This window comes from Deltaproteobacteria bacterium (assembly GCA_016931625.1).
In the GTDB taxonomy this organism is placed as follows: Bacteria; Myxococcota; XYA12-FULL-58-9; order XYA12-FULL-58-9; family JAFGEK01; genus JAFGEK01.
In genome coordinates this window covers 1-17922 of the sequence record JAFGEK010000070.1, presented here as the reverse complement: position 1 = coordinate 17922, position 17922 = coordinate 1, and the positions used below count along the sequence as shown (strand labels likewise).

16 protein-coding genes are annotated in these 17922 nt (G+C 38.8%); 5 read left to right on the top strand and 11 right to left on the bottom strand.

Going from position 1 to position 17922, the window contains the following annotated elements; genetic code table 11:
- Positions 1–48: 48 nt before the first annotated feature.
- The 4 genes from JW841_06230 (at position 49) to JW841_06215 (ending at position 4798) form a co-directional block, all read left to right on the top strand.
- Positions 49–1494: a hypothetical protein gene (locus JW841_06230; protein MBN1960524.1), complete on the top strand. Its 1446-nt coding sequence runs from the start codon at positions 49–51 to the stop codon at positions 1492–1494.
- Between the two features lie 33 nt (positions 1495–1527).
- Positions 1528–3810 carry a serine protein kinase PrkA gene (locus tag JW841_06225; GenBank protein MBN1960523.1) on the top strand — a complete coding sequence of 761 codons (2283 nt, stop codon included), beginning with the start codon at positions 1528–1530 and terminating at the stop codon, positions 3808–3810.
- Positions 3800–4243, top strand: a complete 444-nt coding sequence (locus tag JW841_06220) for a universal stress protein (GenBank protein MBN1960522.1) — start codon at positions 3800–3802, stop codon at positions 4241–4243. Before JW841_06225 ends, JW841_06220 begins: the two co-directional genes overlap by 11 nt.
- 93 nt (positions 4244–4336) lie before the next feature.
- Positions 4337–4798 (top strand): hypothetical protein, encoded by a 462-nt coding sequence (locus JW841_06215; GenBank protein MBN1960521.1) that lies wholly within the window; start codon positions 4337–4339, stop codon positions 4796–4798.
- Between the two features lie 21 nt (positions 4799–4819).
- Here the strand turns inward: JW841_06215 and JW841_06210 are convergent, their stop codons facing one another.
- From JW841_06210 to nadB, 11 genes are all read right to left on the bottom strand, one after another.
- The gene (locus JW841_06210; GenBank protein ID MBN1960520.1) at positions 4820–6862 is read right to left on the bottom strand and encodes a hypothetical protein; all 2043 of its coding nucleotides are present in this window, start codon (positions 6860–6862) and stop codon (positions 4820–4822) included.
- An 86-nt stretch (positions 6863–6948) separates the two neighbouring features.
- Positions 6949–7395 carry a hypothetical protein gene (locus JW841_06205; protein ID MBN1960519.1) on the bottom strand — a complete coding sequence of 149 codons (447 nt, stop codon included), beginning with the start codon at positions 7393–7395 and terminating at the stop codon, positions 6949–6951.
- Positions 7396–7427: 32 nt separating this feature from the next.
- Positions 7428–7877: a hypothetical protein gene (locus JW841_06200; protein MBN1960518.1), complete on the bottom strand. Its 450-nt coding sequence runs from the start codon at positions 7875–7877 to the stop codon at positions 7428–7430.
- A 12-nt stretch (positions 7878–7889) separates the two neighbouring features.
- Entirely contained in the window at positions 7890–8492 is a 603-nt protein-coding gene (locus JW841_06195) for a hypothetical protein (protein ID MBN1960517.1), read from the bottom strand.
- Positions 8493–8692: 200 nt separating this feature from the next.
- The gene (locus JW841_06190) at positions 8693–9196 is read right to left on the bottom strand and encodes a hypothetical protein (protein ID MBN1960516.1); all 504 of its coding nucleotides are present in this window, start codon (positions 9194–9196) and stop codon (positions 8693–8695) included.
- Positions 9193–9552, bottom strand: a complete 360-nt coding sequence (locus JW841_06185; protein MBN1960515.1) for a nucleotidyltransferase domain-containing protein — start codon at positions 9550–9552, stop codon at positions 9193–9195. Before JW841_06185 ends, JW841_06190 begins: the two co-directional genes overlap by 4 nt.
- A gap of 419 nt (positions 9553–9971) precedes the next feature.
- A complete protein-coding gene (locus JW841_06180) occupies positions 9972–12098 on the bottom strand; it encodes a penicillin acylase family protein (GenBank protein MBN1960514.1) in 2127 nt (708 codons plus the stop codon).
- Between the two features lie 23 nt (positions 12099–12121).
- Positions 12122–13231, bottom strand: a complete 1110-nt coding sequence (locus tag JW841_06175; protein ID MBN1960513.1) for a glycosyltransferase family 9 protein — start codon at positions 13229–13231, stop codon at positions 12122–12124.
- 2 nt (positions 13232–13233) lie between these two features.
- Entirely contained in the window at positions 13234–13845 is a 612-nt protein-coding gene (gene pgsA / locus JW841_06170) for a CDP-diacylglycerol--glycerol-3-phosphate 3-phosphatidyltransferase (GenBank protein MBN1960512.1), read from the bottom strand.
- Positions 13846–13877: 32 nt separating this feature from the next.
- Positions 13878–14495, bottom strand: coding sequence for a lytic transglycosylase domain-containing protein (locus JW841_06165; protein ID MBN1960511.1), 618 nt, complete (start codon positions 14493–14495; stop codon positions 13878–13880).
- A gap of 23 nt (positions 14496–14518) precedes the next feature.
- Positions 14519–16129 (bottom strand): L-aspartate oxidase, encoded by a 1611-nt coding sequence (gene nadB / locus JW841_06160; GenBank protein MBN1960510.1) that lies wholly within the window; start codon positions 16127–16129, stop codon positions 14519–14521.
- Between the two features lie 252 nt (positions 16130–16381).
- Between nadB and JW841_06155 the strand changes: the two genes are divergently transcribed.
- The coding region (locus tag JW841_06155; GenBank protein ID MBN1960509.1) for an Hsp70 family protein at positions 16382–17922 on the top strand (1541 nt) is incomplete at its 3' end.

The following is a 17922-nucleotide window of genomic DNA, read 5'->3' as shown; positions in this document are numbered from 1 at the left end:
CTTTAAGATTTTTGACCTCCCCCCATTTACTTTGGCAAAGTTACATTCATGCAAACAGTTGCAGCCATTGATGCTGGTTCAAATGCTATTCGTTTAGCAATCATTCATGTGGGACCAACTGGTGTTCTTTTACGTAAATTCAATAAACGCTACCCTTTACGCCTGGGTAGTGAAGTATTTAAACATAACAAAATTAATCCGACCCAAATAAATAAGCTACTTAATATATTCAATGATATCGCCAAAAAAATTTCACGATTAAAAGTATCGCGTTACCGAGCCGTTGCAACTAGTGCTTGGCGTGAGGCTCAAAATGCTTCTGAAATAGTGCAAAAAATTAAACAAACCACTGGCATTTCATTAGAAATTATTACCGGCGCAGAAGAAGGGCGCATTATGCGCCTTACTTTAATGCGCGCATTAGGAACCATTAGTTCGAATTGCCTACTTATTGATCTAGGTGGTGGTAGTCTTGAACTTGAGTGGACCACTACCCGTAATGGTATTTCAATTCCTTGGGGTACACTTAAATTATTGCAACGTTATCCTTGCCTTCAAGAAACTCAAAAAGACTGGCAAATAAAAGAAATATTTTGCGCTTTACGCGATGAAATAGCTAAAAACTTAAATGATGTTTGCCAAACGAGTTTAGCAATAGGTACTGGAGGTAATCTTGATGCACTTGCTCGCTTGGCTCCAGTTGTTAACAGTAATGTACCTGCAATCGATCCCCAATTGTTAAGCAACTTGATACGGCAACTCGGCAAAATTACTCCTGATCAAAGATCGCATAAATATAATCTGCGTAAAGATCGTGGTGATGTCATATTACCGGCTGCCTTAGTAATCTTATCTCTTATAGAGATTTACCAACTAAAAACAATATTAGTGCCTGGCACCGGCATACGTGAATCATTACTTTTTACCTTAGTAAATGAAGATTATCACCATACTAATGCTCGCCAATTACTCCAAACGTCAAGTTTTGATCTCAATATGCCTGAACGTCGAGCTCGAATTGCAAGACGAATTTTCGAATTACTTGCAGCTTTACATGGTTTATGGCCGCCAGCATTAGCTCCACTTGAAACTGCTGCTTATCTTCTTAACGATTCGGGTTTGCATGATCGCAAGCACACTGCTTTGGCGGCTATTAAGCAAATTATCAGTAGCCATGAACTCGATCTTAATGAAAAATCTCGCAAAGTTGCTGCATTTGCTATTAAATACGCGTTACAGCTCGACATTCGTTTAGGAAAAATAAACAAAATAGATAATCAAGCCGCCAAAACCGTAGGTGCTATTTTACATTTAGCCATGGCGCTTATGAAAGCAGATGACTCTTGGGAACCACATATTGAATTAACTAAAGATCCTATTAATATCATAGTTAATAATGCTGAATGTATATTAAATGAAGATCTAAAGCCCGTTGAACAAATAATAAAAAAACGTTTGCATGTTAGCGCTAATTGTATGCTGAGTAATGAATAAAACGAAATTATAAAAAGGATTGCATGGATCACTATGAGCAAAAATAATCAAAAAGAAGACAAATTGCTCAATAATATTTTCGAAAAAGTTCACGACTCTTTTATCGCTGACCGTACCATTCTCTCATTTAATGAATATTTCGATATGCTATTTACAAAGCCCGAGCGACATTTAAGGTGCTCTGCTCAGTATATCGTTGATATGTTCAAACATTTTGGCCAGCAAGTTCTAAAATTACCAACTGGCCGGGTGACAAGATATAACCTGTTTGACGCACCTTTTACTGATGGGGATGGAAGGGTCGCTGGTCATGAACGTGTGCAAGAACAACTTTTTCGCATTCTATGTAACTTCGCACGTGAAGGAAAAATCAATAAACTCATTCTCTTGCACGGCCCTAATGGTAGTGCCAAAAGCTCAATAGTTCGCTGCATTATGGCTGGTATGGAAGCTTACAGCCGATTACCTGAAGGAGCTTTATATAGTTTTAACTGGATATTTCCAACCGAACGTTTGGCTGCAACTGATCGTATAGGGTTTGGTAACGAACAGAAAGCGCATTTGAGCAATAACACTTATGCGCATCTTTCAAATTCTGACATGGATGCAAGAATTCCTTGTGACTTGCATGACCATCCCCTATTTCTTTTACCACAAAGCCAAAGACTAAATCTGCTTTCGCACTTGCTGCCAAACCAAGCTGAAAATATCGATGGCTCTGAAAACAGCCAACACCTGGCTAATGAGTATCTGCGCTTAGGTGACTTATGCTACAAATGCCGACGTATCTACGATGCTTTATTATCAAGTTATGATGGTGATGTTGCTAAGGTTCTGAAACACATCCAAATTGAACGATTCTATGTCTCACGTCGCTATCGGCGAGCCGCCGCAACAATTGAACCACAGCTTTCGGTAGATGCGCATATACAACAAGTAACCGCTGATCATTCACTGGCTTCTTTACCAAAAGCTTTACAGCATACCTCGCTTTTTACCCCTACTGGACCATTAGTAGATGCTAATCGAGGGGTACTTGAATATAGCGATTTGCTCAAACGCCCAGTAGATGCTTTTAAATACCTGCTAAGCACCATTGAGACCTCAACTGTGTCAATGGATTCATTTTTAATACACTTAGACATAGTTTTTTTAGCTTCAACAAATGAAACTTATCTTGATGCCTTTAAAGAACACCCCGATTTTCCATCGTTTAAAGCTCGTATTGAATTAGTAAAAGTTCCATATTTGCTACGTTATTCAAATGAAGTAGATATTTATAAGAATCAAATTACTTCACGTATTGTAGGACGTCATATTGCTCCGCACACTATTAGTGTTGCTTCATTGTGGGCGGTATTATCACGGATGCGTCGTGCTGATAAATCGCTTTACCCAAGCGATCTAGTTGACGTAATTGATTCTTTAACTCCAATCGAAAAACTTAGACTCTACGATAATGGTAAAACACCTTCTCGCTTAACTACTCGACAAGCAAAAGAGTTACGTCATCATATAGCTGATATTTTTAAAGAATCATACTCATATCCAAAATATGAAGGTCGCTATGGTGCTAGTGCGCGTGAAATCCGTTCAATATTGCTTAATGCCGCTTATCATGAAGGTTATCAATGCCTTAACCCATTAGCTGTGTTTGCAAATATAAATGAATTATTACAGGCAAAATCAGTATACGAATTTTTAAGGCAAGATGCGATTAATGGTTATCATGACCATGTTGCATTTTTGCGTGAAACAGAAAAAATTTATACTTCTTGGATAGATGATGAAGTGCGTGAATCGACAGGTATTGCTACTGAGCAAAGCTATCATGATCTCTTTAGTCGCTATGTTTCTCATGTTTCACATTGGGTAAAACATGAAAAAATGAATGACCCTATTTCAGGGGAATTGCGCGATCCTGACGAAAACTTTATGAGTGAGATTGAGAAAGTATTAATGGCTTCGGGTGAAGCCTCTGATGATTTTCGTCGTGCAGTCATCGGTACTATTGGCGCACGCTCGCTTGAATTTCCGGATAAAAAACCAAATTACACAGAAATATTCGGTAGTTACATAGAAAATCTACGAGAGGACTTTTATACTAAAAAACATAAAGTTTTAAAAAAAATGTACGAAAATTTCCTCAAATACACAGAATCGGATATTGCTGATTTAAGTGCTAAAGAAATTGAACAATCCGCTGTAATGTTAAATACGCTTCGTGATCGCTATGGCTATTGCCAGAATTGTGCTCGTGATACGGTAGCGTTTCTGGTAAGGAGACAGCATGGAGAGCATGGAGATGAACGCTGAAAACAAACCAAAATTAAAAATCGTGGTTCCAACCAGTTTCAGCAAAAAATCAGAGTTGGCCCTAGATTTTGCCCTTATGTATAGCCGTATAGCCAATGCAGATGTCTATGTTTTTCATGCGCTTGAAGAAAAAATTACTGACTACCGTGAGTTAGATCGTCTTAACGTTGAGCATATGGCTCGTATGAAACAAGCGGTATTACAATCTGTAGAACGCCTTAATAAACAAGGAATTAACCATTCAGTTGATGAAGTTTATCGACGTACATCGCACGGAAATTCTGCTATTGAAGTATTACGTATTGCTAGCGGTATTGGGGCTGACATGATTGTAATGGGCAAACCAAATAACAAACACTTTAAAAAGGTGGTTGAAAAAGCTCCATGCACGTTAGTGCTAACACGCGAAAAAGATTACGAATTCGTGATCTAAGCAGCTTGCTAATTTATTAACACCTCCAATATATAAATCACCTTTAGCAAAACTAATTTTTACTTGGTGGTGTCCCTATTTAAAGAGAGTATTATGCCTGAATATTCAGCTATTCTTCGTACTTTAAGTGCTGAAAAATTTGTCGAAGTTTTATCAGCATCTAGCCGTAAAGCCCGTGAAACATATTTTCATCGTCATAATGTACGCGCGCCGCAAAGTAGTTCACGTTTACCTAAACCTGGTGCTAAAAACGAAGCCCGTACCGCTGAGCTTTTTCGATTATTGCAAAACCAAGATGATGACGAACTATGTGAAGAAATTTTACGTACTTTTCTTTTAACTAAACGAGCTATGCTTGCTAAAGCTTTAGATCACTTGGGTATCCCTCATCAAGATGGGCTAACCGAGAGTGAAGATGTTAGCAAGTTTGAAAAACTATCAGCTAAAGACATTCGTGCTCTTGTTAAAGTACTTGATGAAGTAGCACCAAAAGATGAGATTACGATATATTTAAAATTTATGGGAGCAGCCGATGTCGACAAGGCCCTCTCATAAACAAAAAATTACTCAACAAAGCTAAGCGGAAATTTTTCGGATTATACTCGCTGCTGTATCACTCAACATTTTTGAAATATTTGACATCAATTGCAAGGTTTGCTGCTGCTTTTGTAAAGCATTTTGCAAATCGACATTTGACAATTGCGCGTCATCACCCACAGTATTTAATTCGTCTTCTAACGATTTTAAATAAGCATCAAGATCTGCTTTGGTCTTAATGGGGTCTCCTTCTTTCCATTCTTTGTTTTCGGTGCTTTCGGTAATGGCGCTATCATTATCTGTTTTTTCATAAGGTGTATTATTACGCACAGAATCTGGATCAGGATATTTCTCTGTGTCAAAAGTATTTTCATATCCTGGCAGTGGCCATGGCGCCTGGCTTTTATCTAACATTTTATAGCTAGTATCTTTGGGAACAGTTTCTTTAAAACCTAATGACCATGCTGCGGCATCATGACCGTCATCATCTTTGTTTAGGCTACTAACCACTTCGTTGATACAACCCTCTAAATAATCAAGCAGATCTTGGCCCGGCACTAATTTACGCATTGCTTTATCAACAATTAAGCCATCGTCATCATCTTGATGCCTTTGATCCCAAACATGTGCGGTAAATACGATACCATTTTTTTGAAATTGTTCGATAACCGCAGCTTTTTGACTGGGGGTTAACTTGTTACACCAATTTTTAGCCGATTCTTTATATTCGCGAATTAATGTTTCGCGAGTTTTATATTTGTTATCTAAAGGCTCCCACATTGGTATGCTAACTGTCACTCTTTTTGCATTTGGGTCTTTTTCAAGTTCTGCACAATATTTATCGTATGCTTCTAAAGCTTTTTGTGCGGCTTGCGAATCATCTGGTTTATCTACATTATTGCAATTTTTTGATGCAGTTACTGATTCTGGCGTGGGATATTTATTTTCATCTAACTTGCCAATAAATTCTGTTGGTGGCCATAGTACTTTGCTAATATCTCGTACTTGGCATTTAGTTTGCTTGGGGATACCAGTTTCTAATGAAATACGCCAACAAGTAACCTGACATTTATGTGCATGATATAGAGATGCTCTCGCACTCTCAATAACAGACGGATGTGCCCGCGTCTTGCAAAGATATTGAATATATGACCCCTGATCGATCAATTTGGTAATCTTTGTAGGTCTCTGCGCAACAACTTTATCTAAGCAGGTACAAATATATTCAATTACACTTTGCCCTTCGGCCAATACCGACATTTTATTATTGCTTTTTACCTTATGCTGATCTTTTCTAAATTCATCACCCCAGGCGCTGATATTAAATTGAATTCCTTGCGCTTTTAATTGAGTTGCAACCGCCTCTTTTTGTTCATCAGTTAAACCATTAAACCAATTTAAAGCAGATTGTTTGCATTGCTCAGCCCAAACATCAATATTGGCAAATGACTCACTAATTGGTGTCCACACCGGAATGGTTGTTTCTTTAGTCGAAGCATCTTTAGCATTTTTCATGAACTCGCAATTTTGTTGGTATACCGCCAGTGCCTGCTCTGCAATAGCTTGCTGTTGGCTATCTTCAGTTGACTCGCTATCGTTTTGATTAATAGGTGTAGTTGTGTTGTTGGCATTTTCTGTTGCGGTATTATCAGCATCTTCAGTAGCACTGTCTATTGGTGTTTGTTCTTTGGCAATAGTTTCATCGCATGCTGTATTTTTTGCCTGAGTATCATTATCGTTCTTTTCATAATTTTGACCATAATATTGATGAACAAAGCTCTTCGGCATAAAAGATTCTGATAACACATAGTCATCTTTTTCACCTGTGATACTTGCTGCCAGTGCGCGTCTAGCCTTAATTTCATTACGAATATCTTTTTTTACTTTATTAAAATATTTAACTTTCTCGGCAAAAAAACGCAGGTCTTCTGTCATTTCAATATAAGACTCACGTAAAACTGATTGCACTAAGCCCTCAATGTTGCCCATTTCTATACCAGCAGCGATATTTTGATTAAGCTCATTAATTCGCTCTATGGTTGTAAAATTGAGTCTTTGGTTTTGCACTTGTTGTAAATTCATTTTTGGTCCCTTTCACTTTTTTAATAGCCTTAAAATTAACAAAAATTATCTCGTAGTTAATTTTATTGTAACAATCTCTGCATAAATTATGCCCAAGGCGAAATGCCCTGCTCATCAATTTTATGATTTGCATCATCTGTACTTAATAAACTATCCAAACCTGTCGTATCGCACACTGGCGCTGTCAAATATTTTCGCGATAATATGGTATTATTTTCGGCAATAGTTTTTTGTAGTTCGGCAATCAAAGCTGGTAATCTTTTACACTGAATATTGTTTATATGAGCTAAAATTAGTTCAATTTTTTCTCTTAATATTTTAATATATACTTTGTCTTTTTGTGGTCGCGATAATTCAAATTCGATTTTATTTTTTATTTCTTCTAATTGGCCTGCTAGTTTTTCAATCTCGCTGCAATTATTAGCTATTGCTTCAGTAATGCCATCAATAGCCCAATCACCAGATATAACTAAGTTATTTTGATAAGTTATAAAGTTATTTGTTACTCGAGAATTTTTAATTAGTTTTTGCATGATAGTGCCCTCATTAAAAGTTTTAAACTATATTAAATTATAGTTGGGTCTTGTGCTCTTACTGCTCGACTTAGCATAGCCACCGAAAGATTTAGTTGCATTAATAAATCTTGATGTTGCTGTAATACCCCACGAGTAGCTTGCGGCAGATAATCAGAATTGGTTGCAACCAAATATTGAATTACTGCCTGGCGAAATTCTTGCGTTAGTTGCACGTGTTTTTCTTTTATTTTAGCTCGACGTGCATTTAACATTTGTAAATCATTTTTTAAGTTTTCTTCAAGTTCAGCAAGCATCCCATTAAAAATAGCGATAAACTTTTTATCAGTATATTTTGGTGATAGTTTTGCTGCTTTAATGGTCGCCTTTAAATACTCACTCATCTCTTGCGGTGTTTTATCGCCAATCTGCATTGCCGGATTAACTTCAAGAACTTTTCTAATAATTGCGCTATGACTCATGTTGTGTGGATCGTTAGACATAACTATCTCCGATTATTTATAACGCTGTGATAATTCTTGCATAATTTCATGGTTTATTTGATCGATACTAAATTCGCCCTGACTCTGTAGCAGATCTTTACTTAATATAATTTCTTTTGCATTTTCGGATATTAGGCCAGGTTGACTTTCGCTTAAAAATATTACGATTTCACGCCGATATTGTGCTAGCAGTCTTGCTCGTTCACTCTGCTCTGCTATCTGCAAAGGTTTTATGCTGCTACTTTCATTTCTAAGTAACTCTTCGCAATGAACCAATAACGCTTCAAGTTCTTTTGCTGGGCTATCTGGTGATGTTTGATCGACCTTCTGTACAGCTTGAGTTGCCAGCGGGCTGGTGATTTTGGGTTTTTCGCGCAGTTGATTTAACCAACGACCAGCAACCCCATTGCTATGCGATGAGACTGAATTATTAATCTGATGTTGATTAGCGATTATCTCTTTTGCTTGCTTAAGTGTCTCATTTTGCGACACTACCGATGTGTCATTTTGCGACACTTCAACAGCGACTAAACTGGCTGATTCATAGGGGAGCTCGCCTATTTTATTAAAAAACAGGTAATTACGAGCATTGTGATGATTAGCAATAGCATTCATACTTAAATATTAAAGCAATCATCGTGCCAAAATTGAACTGTCGTAATTACTCGATTGTCTTTGCAGTCAGAAATCAGAAATAAAATTTACTACAACGCATTAACAATGCTTTTATGATTGTTTGTTTTTAGTTATTGGCAATATCGCAAAATTATTTTGCAAGACTATCTGTTTGAAATACCCAAACCCGAACAACTATGTTAATTCAAATCATCTGCCGCTTTTATTAAATGATCACAAAACGTTTTCAATTCATTTTCATATTGCATGAGAGTCTCTTCAATGTCGCTTGCAGTATTAATTACTTCTTCAGCAAGAAAATCAATACGATATGCATGACGAAAAAAATGACGAAAACGTAAAAGACGTGCAAGACGTGCACGAGTTATTGAGCTTATAATTGCTGGACGAACCTTTGCAACTTCAACACCAACCCTAGTCAACAATTCCTGATGCCAACGTTCTTCAATCGGCAATGATCCATCAATAATACGAACAATACGTTCATGAATTGACTCAATGGCAGTATAGATGTGGTGAAGATACCCTGCCGCAGACATTATTTGTACTGGGTCTTCGTTTTGCTTGATTGATGAAAGAACTTTTAATAAATGAGGCAATAACTTCTTAATTGCGTCTATATCATCATTAATTTCAGCGACTAAAGCGAGTATTTCGTTTTTAGCAATTTCTGCTGGGCTCATATTAATCGTAGTCCTTTTGTTTTTATACGCGCTTGCCAGTTGAGATTAAGACGCTCGATAGAACAAAAATCTAAAATAAATGGTTTCGCCATTTCATCAAGAGCAATTGCCGCTTCGTTTAGTTGCGTTGTGTTTAATCCACTAATTGCTAAATCAATATCAGAGTTTGAAGAAAAATATTGCTTGCTTAAGCTACCATGCAGCCATACTTCTTTTGCCCCCCATTCATCTTTTAACTTTATAGCTATTTTGGTAGCAATTTGCAGCGCTTGCTTTTGGCTTATTTTATTTTCATTTTGTCTGTGGCTTATGCGTTTATAAATTGCTTGCGCAGTAGCATTAGGCGAAACACTCATAGTTTTAAAAATGACATGTTCTACCAAATTTAACAAGCATTTGCTGTTTGACTGTCTACCGTATTTTGCTGTTATCACTCGCGTCGTGGCTAACATCGACGCGCTTAAACCATTTAAAAAGAAGACATTGCAGTCAGAGTGCCTGCTTATGGTGCAATGAGGCGAGTTGATCATTTTATCATGTATATATCCAGTGGTGCGCTGTGTGGTGTGGCACCACTAGAAACAGCAACAAATCGTAATAGCGAGCAGCCGGGAATAATTGCTTAAGCAGTGTAGTTTTAGCTTAAGCAGTGTAGTTTTACCGGTTTGACAAGGGCTTTACTTTATCATTATATCAATTTTATTTGTTCGCATATATCTGGATAAATTGGTAACAATATCTTAAACACTGTTTTAAAATTAAGTAACTACAATTGCTAATAAAGCGCTTCCTCATCATCCCTTGGCGGCTCTAAACGATGATAAGTGCCCGCAAAATAATCATCTAGCCATCGATCATAAGAATCAGAAAATCTTGAACCCTCGATACCACCGGGCAAACAAGTTTGGGCAGCATCTTCATTGAGGTCACAAACAAAACGATATGCTGGGGCAATTACTATCTGATTATTACCGGGATAAGTAATAGTGCCCTGGCATACTGTAGCTCGTGAACCAGGCAAGGCAAATGGACCTTTATCAAAACCACTCAGTGGAATACCACCAAAAACCATATGGTTCATAGTAAAACGCTGAGTTAAAGCTAAGGGTTGTATTTCTCGTTGCGCAATTTTACCAATCGCCGCACGCAATTTTTCACCTAATTCTGTTTGCCAAGTATTAGGCTGAGCAAAAATACGGTCAATCGCGTTGCACCACCACAATGCCAGCTCGCTGTGAGCTAACATATTTACAAACCAATCACCGCCAAGTTCAACAGCTAAAGCTATTTGTGCAGCTTGATAGGTTAACTCAAAGGCATGAGCCCCAAAGCTTTTACCATCATAACAAAAATCCCATTTTATTAGAGCATCATGTATCGGGCCATCTGGAAGTATTGAAATAAAAAATGGCTGTAATAATTGCGCTTGCCGCGAAAATACATCTAACTGCAACTCTTTCATGCTATTTACATCATGATTTTCACGGGCAATTAAAAAGGATTCAATTCGCAAAAAACGATAATCAGGTTGGGCAAAGGTAGATAAAGTTGTGCCATCACTTGCCAAACGCGCTTCGTTGGCACTGGCGATAACACCTTTTTGTGCCCAACACCTGGGCAGCGTTTCACCTTGATAATATCCTATCCATTTTTGTTTACTTGTAGCTTCTACTGGATATAAACCTGACCATTGACCGCTACGTTTTGGTATACGACCCGCTTGACAATATAAAACCTCACCGCTGCGGTCTGCTAAAATATAATGCAAACTAAAAGTTGTTGCCTGGCGTATGGTTTTTTCTGCATCATTTACGTTTGTAGCCAATGGTAATGCCATATATGCTGTAATTGCATTGGCTAAATTTTCACCACCCGCCCAACGAGTAGCTAGCATTCTATTAGCTATATGCTTGCTATTGCTCTCTATAATTCCATGATCAGTTTCATGAAAATATAGATGCAAATCGCGGCGCCACCGTCGATGAATTTTAGCATGACGAGTTAAAACCGTGGCATAGTTATTATTGCCTCGCTTAGCTCCTAAGTCTGTAAGGTCTTCAATAGTAAAATCCACATTATCGGCAACCCCAAATGTCCCACTCCAGGCGACATTTTTATTTCTCCCTACTGCTATCCCCGGTAATCCCGGTATAGTTGCCCCAAGCCAATAATCATTAGGCAATTTGACTCGCAGCTCAAAAAACAATGATGGCATTTGATTAACTTGTAAATGTGGGTCGGCTGCAAACAATGGTTTGCCACTAACACTGCGTTTTCCGCTTACCGCCCAGGCATTACTTCCACCAGTTGCCACACACAAACCACCACTAGCAAAGCCTAATACATTTGATATATTTACATCGTGATACTGTTCTGGTTGCCATCCTAATAAATGGGGATGAAACATAGCTTCAAGCAAAGCGATATCAGCACCAGCTCTCACCGCATCTATTATAGCACGCTCCATGCGCTCTTGACCTTCTGCTAAACCAAGATAGGCTGCAAGCATTGAGGCGCCTAATACCGAAGCGGTATTTGGTGGCTGAATTTTAGCCAATAAAACTTTTAGCTCAAAAGGTTTACCGGCACGAGCTAAACCTGCACCAACTCCATCAACGTATGCAGACAACCAATCACATGCTGATGTTGATAATTCGGCTTGTGCTTTTGCAGCTCTATCTACAATATTTAAGCGTGCGGCAATAGCATCAATAGCTACTAGTTCTTTTCGTGCGATCAAGCGTCGCGCCAATTCGCCACGACCAGCACTGGCAAGAATTAATGTTTGCAGAGCACGATGAAATCCATGCAGAAAACCAATACCAAAATAAGCTTGACTGATATTTTCTGCCCAAACTGCAGGGGTACCAAAACTATCATAAGTTATGCGAGGCTGGCGCATTACTTCTCCGATAAGTAAAACATTTATAGCAATCTGTTAGTTTTACTTAAACGTTGATGCAACCAAGTATCGATCTGTGCAAGCCAATTTTTCATACTATCTATACGTGTATCAATAGCGATATGAGGCGCATGATTATATCCATAGCGTGAAGGCTCGGTTACTAAAAATAAACCGCAAGTAGCTACGCCTAAAGCTACTGCAATATGCATTGGTCCAGTATCACAGGTTATTACTATACGTGCATTTTGCATAAGTTGCGCTAGCTCAACAAGAGTAGTAGGAGGAGCTAATTCAGCACCAATCGCTGATGTTGCAACTTCGTTGGCTAAATCAAATTCACTTGGCCCATAGACAACAATACAATCAATGCCATAGCTTAATATCTTTTTGGCGATATTTATATATGCTTCTTTACTAAGACGTTTTTCACCTAATCTCGCACCTACATTCATTATACCATAAGGGCGTTTGCGCTTAATATTATCGCTGCCTAAATTAGCAAGGCTAGTATTGCGCTCGATAGCTGCCCCGGGTAATGCTTGTAATAGTGCAAGTCGCATATCTATTTCATGTACTGAAGATATTGAATCGTTATTATTTTTAATTAATTTGTTACTTGCTGATGCCAACCTTATGACCGGGGCGCTATATAAACGTGCAAATTTTCCTTCGGCATATCCTACCGTGTGCTTTGCACCACATAAACGTACAAATATAGCTTGGGTTGCAGAAGGATCACTCGGATTAGCTGCATCAATTGCAACATCATAGCGTTTGCTGCGCAAGAAAAAAGGGGTAAATATCGGACCATGTCTGGCAAACCAGCGACGCTTATCAAAAATAAAATAATTATTAATGGCGGCATGCTTTGCCATAAATTCAGCACCACGATAGTGCGCTAATAAATCAATTTGGGCATTTGCAAAACGTAATCGCAAGCTTGAGAGTATCGGACTAGTTAAAACTAAATTACCCACACGTTCATCAAGTCTTACTATTAAAATACGCGGCCTAGGCCCTAATTTTACTGGGCGTTTTTTAACCCCAAATATTTTGCCCACCAATCGTACTAAAAACTCACGACCTAAACGTTCACCGCGTTGGCGTATTTTATCAAATAGATTTAACATTGTTATATATCTTGTTTCTCGGTTATAACACTATGACGCGCCCGCATAGCTTTATTAAAACCAACAAGATATTCAATCCCACTTGATATAGAAAAAGCTATAGAAATGTAGGTTAACCACAAACCAATATAATGCATATCAATCAAAGCTGAAAATGGACCAAAATTAATAAAATATGGGTAGTGAATTAGTAAACCAACCATACCCACTGTAGCAAGGGTGGTTTTCATTTTACCACCACCGCCTGCAGCGATAACAATGCCATCAGAAGCAGCAATTCCACGCAGACCGGTGATAGCTAATTCTCGTGCTAATACTATCATTACTAGCCAAGCCGGAACTCGCGGCTCTTGCAGTTGCATAAGAGCAATTAGAGTTACTAAATAAAAAAGTTTATCTGCAAGCGGGTCAAGAAATTTACCCAATACGGTGACTTCATTACGACGACGTGCCAAAATACCATCTAGAACATCGAGTACTCCACCGATGGTATAAATTACCGCAGCCCAAAAACAAGTTTCACGATTTTCAATACCAGGCCATATCAAAAACACTATAAATGGCAGTAAGCCTAAGCGCGCTATAGTGATGACATTTGGTAAAGTCCAATGCATGATTTATTGCCAATACCTTAAGTAGTTACAACTTATGGTTTCCAACTTGTTGCATAGTGTTTATATAATATTAATACCCGTTGTACATACAATCTTGTTTCAGCAATTGATGGTACATCTTTTTCTCGTTCAACTGCTTTTGGCCCGGCATTATAGGCTGCGATAGTATGACGCAAATGACCATTAAAACTATTAGCTAATAGACGTATATAACGAGTACCGCCATAGATATTATCACGAGCATTAAATGGATCATTTACATACATCGCTGCTGCGGTATCGGGCATTAATTGCATTAAACCTTGTGCCCCTTTGTTTGATACTGCTTGCACTTCGAAAGCACTTTCAACTGCAATAATTGCTTTAATAAGTGCTGCGGGTAGCGTGTAATAGCGAGCAGCAGCAACAATAATTGCATCATAGTCATTAACATCTACACGATGTATTTTGCGCATTTTGCCTAAATCATCACCCCAAGTGTAAGTATTACGCGCTGACGTTGTAGGCAAAGGTTTATAACGCGAATCATTTGGAATATTTGTAAAATGAACAACCCCTTGTTCATCTATGAAGCTATATAACTCAGCCCTAGCCAAGTTTGGAGATATTAGAAAAACGAGAAATAATACCTGATAAAAAATACGCAGCATTTCAGGGGTACCCTTAATTTGGCTTATGCAAAAATCAAACTTTGATCCAGACCCCGTCGGCAAATGGTATCATGAAGGTAATTATCATTTTTTTCAGGAGTATCAATATTATAATGAAGACCACGACTCTCACGCCTGTGCTTAGCGCTTGCTACAACTATATTAGCTACTACGGCAATATTTCGTAGCTCGACCAGGTCATGAGTGAGCTTAAAATTCCAGTAATAATCATCTATTTCTTCTTGTATCATTTTAATGCGTTTTGCAGCACGAACAAGGCGCTTATCAGAACGAACTATACCAACATAGCTACTCATAGCATGGCGCAGCTCATCCCAATTATGCGAGACCACAATCATTTCATCTGGATCAACAGCACTGCCCGGATCCCAATCTGGCATTTCTACTTGAGGTAGGGTTAACTCGCTAACTTGCAACATTGCAATAGCAGCAAGGTCAGAAGTTACAAAAGACTCTAATAAAGAATTTGATGCTAGACGATTTGCACCATGTAATCCAGTAAACGCAGCTTCACCAGCTGCGAATAAACCCGTAATTTCAGTAGCACCATTAATATTGGTGCATATACCACCACAGAAATAATGTGCTGCCGGTACTATCGGAATCGGCTCCTTGGTCATATCTATGTCATATTGCAAACAAGCTTTATATAAATTGGGAAAACGATTTTTAATAAAGCTAGGTGGGCGTGCAGTTATATCTAATAAAACATAATCATCACCCGTGCGTTTAAGCTCAGTATCTATAGCACGGGCCACAATATCTCGTGGGGCTAAATCAGCCAAAGGGTGCACTGACTTCATAAACGCTTGACCATCACGTCGGCGTAGCACTCCACCTTCGCCACGAACTGCTTCACTAATTAGAAAATTTTTAGCTCGTGGGTGATAGAGACAAGTTGGATGAAATTGAACAAATTCCATATTGCCCAGTGCAGCGCCAGCACGAAAAGCCATCGCTATACCATCACCCGTCGCAACATCAGGGTTAGATGTGTAAAGGTAAACTTTACCCGCACCACCAGTGGCTAGTAACGTTGCACGCGCGCGAATGGTAAGCAGTTCACCAGTAAGATTATTTAAAACATAAGCGCCTAAACAACGATCAGGAGAAAAAGAGTTACCGAGTTTACGCATTGTTATTAAATCAACAGCAATATGGTGCTCAAGTATATTAATCTCTGAAATTTGCTGGGCGCGCTGCGCTAAAACAAAGGCAATTGCTTGGCCGGAAATATCTTGAGAATGCAAAATTCTCCTAGCACTATGACCACCCTCACGTCCTAAATCGTAACCGTTTTCGTGACGATCAAAACTCACACCGAACTGCGCTAAACGCTTTATTGCCTCTGGGCCTGCCTTTACAACAGTGCGTACAACATCTTCATGGCATAATCCGATACCAGCAGTAAGAGTATCAGCAACATGTGCGGCAAAACTATCTTGCTCAGACATTACGCTGGCAATACCGCCCTGGGCCGTAACCGTAGCGCTATCGTTAATTGCCCGCTTAGTAACTAAACATACAGAACGGCCAGCCTCAGCTATACGTAAAGCTGCATTAAGACCTGCAAGACCACTACCAATAATTAAAAAGTCAAAATCCGTCGCCATGCGACGCTACACCTTGCTTGTTGTTTGTCACTCTATAGATGACACGACAAGTAATAACAACTCTAACATTTATATAAGAATTGCAGATTATGCTTGCAATTAACCTAGCGATCGTGCTGCCTAATTAGGGCAATATCAGAGAAAAATCAAAACTGTTTGATTTGATTTTAAAGGGTTTCTTGACTCGACTAGCTATAGCCTCCTACACTTATAGATCAATATAGTTAAGGAGCATGACTTTCGGTTTTCACGATGAACAAAATCATCGGCATAGATTTAGGGACAACCAACACGTGCACAGGGTACGTTTCTAATAAAATTCCGCGCGTTATTCCTATTGAGGGTGGTTTTAATCTTATGCCTTCAGTAGTGAGCTTGCACAAAAGCGGTACAATTTTTGTTGGTCAAGCTGCTAAAGAACAAATGATCACAAATCCTGAACGTACAATACATGGGATAAAACGACTTCTTGGAAGACAATTCAACACCAAAGCAGTTAGCGAGTTACAAAAAAGAGTCAGCTATAAAATCGTCGCTGGCGAGAATGGTGAAGCTGCAATAAGTGTCGGCAACACCATATACTCCACCGTAGATATTCAAACTAAAATTTTACAACAGGTCAAAAGGTACGCTGAAATCCATCTTGGTGAAGAAATTCCCGATGTAGTCATTGCTGTACCAGCGTATTACACTGACCATCAGCGGGTATTGGTAAAAAATGCAGGCACTGCTGCTGGTTTCAATGTTCGTCGCATTGTTAACGAACCAACTGCTGCAGCTTTGGCATATGGATTTAATCGCGGTTTTGATCAAAAGATTTTGATTTATGATTTAGGTGGCGGCACTTTCGATGTTAGTGTTCTTGAACTCACCGGTAATGTTTTTCAAGTAATCGCCACCGGCGGCGACACTTATCTTGGTGGCTCTGACTTTGATGCTCGCATAATTGACTGGATAGCAGAAAGTTTTCGTAAGCAGAATAAAACTGATTTCATTGATGAACCAGCTGCAATTCAGCGTGTACGTACTGCTGCTGAACGCGCTAAAATTGAGTTGAGTTTATTGATGAATACCCAGATAGTGCTGCCTGCCTTAGTCGAACGTCGTGGGCGACCTATTGATCTTGAACTCATGCTCGATCGTGACACTTTAAATAAAATTACTCGTGATCTAGTCGATCGCACCTTAAAAGTAATTGATAACGTCTTAACAAGTCGTAACATTTATAAGCATGATATTGATGAATTAATTCTTGTTGGCGGTCAAACTCGTATGCCCTTGGTTAATGAGATGATCACTAACCACTTTGGCAAATCTACTCGCAAAGGAGTTAATCCTGACGAATGTGTAGCAATTGGGGCGGCCCTTTTAGGCGATTCTCTAGCCAAAATTGATGCGGTTACTCTATTAGACGCTATAAGTATTCCTATTGGCATCGCCAACGCAGATGGCGAAATGCAAATCGTTATAAATAAACATCAGCAATTACCACAAAAAGCTGAAATAGAAATCGCCACCCAAAACGATAATCAATCACAATTGCTAGTTAACGTTTTTCAGGGCGAAGCTGGACCCGTAACCAAAGCAGAATATTTAGGCTCACTTACTTATAACAATATCCCAGCCATGCCTGCAGGTGAGATAAAAATTAAATTGCAATTCAACCTTGATACTGAAGGTTTATTAACTATTAATGCAACGCACAATAAAGGCGACAAATCTGAACTGCTTACATTGTCTACGATTGAACAACAAATAGTGCCGCAAGAAATTAATGAAAATGAAGTAGCTTC

Excerpts from the sequence above, each read along its gene's own strand:
- JW841_06200 (MBN1960518.1), bottom strand. The coding sequence starts at position 7,877 with ATGTCTAACGATCCACACAACATGAGTCATAGCGCAATTATTAGAAAA.
- JW841_06205 (MBN1960519.1), bottom strand. The coding sequence starts at position 7,395 with ATGCAAAAACTAATTAAAAATTCTCGAGTAACAAATAACTTTATAACT.
- JW841_06195 (MBN1960517.1), bottom strand. The coding sequence starts at position 8,492 with ATGAATGCTATTGCTAATCATCACAATGCTCGTAATTACCTGTTTTTT.
- nadB (MBN1960510.1), bottom strand. The coding sequence starts at position 16,129 with ATGGCGACGGATTTTGACTTTTTAATTATTGGTAGTGGTCTTGCAGGT.
- JW841_06230 (MBN1960524.1), top strand. The coding sequence starts at position 49 with ATGCAAACAGTTGCAGCCATTGATGCTGGTTCAAATGCTATTCGTTTA.
- pgsA (MBN1960512.1), bottom strand. The coding sequence starts at position 13,845 with ATGCATTGGACTTTACCAAATGTCATCACTATAGCGCGCTTAGGCTTA.
- JW841_06165 (MBN1960511.1), bottom strand. The coding sequence starts at position 14,495 with ATGCTGCGTATTTTTTATCAGGTATTATTTCTCGTTTTTCTAATATCT.
- JW841_06225 (MBN1960523.1), top strand. The coding sequence starts at position 1,528 with ATGAGCAAAAATAATCAAAAAGAAGACAAATTGCTCAATAATATTTTC.
- JW841_06215 (MBN1960521.1), top strand. The coding sequence starts at position 4,337 with ATGCCTGAATATTCAGCTATTCTTCGTACTTTAAGTGCTGAAAAATTT.
- JW841_06210 (MBN1960520.1), bottom strand. The coding sequence starts at position 6,862 with ATGAATTTACAACAAGTGCAAAACCAAAGACTCAATTTTACAACCATA.
- JW841_06190 (MBN1960516.1), bottom strand. The coding sequence starts at position 9,196 with ATGAGCCCAGCAGAAATTGCTAAAAACGAAATACTCGCTTTAGTCGCT.
- JW841_06175 (MBN1960513.1), bottom strand. The coding sequence starts at position 13,231 with ATGTTAAATCTATTTGATAAAATACGCCAACGCGGTGAACGTTTAGGT.
- JW841_06220 (MBN1960522.1), top strand. The coding sequence starts at position 3,800 with ATGAACGCTGAAAACAAACCAAAATTAAAAATCGTGGTTCCAACCAGT.
- JW841_06185 (MBN1960515.1), bottom strand. The coding sequence starts at position 9,552 with ATGAGTGTTTCGCCTAATGCTACTGCGCAAGCAATTTATAAACGCATA.
- JW841_06180 (MBN1960514.1), bottom strand. The coding sequence starts at position 12,098 with ATGCGCCAGCCTCGCATAACTTATGATAGTTTTGGTACCCCTGCAGTT.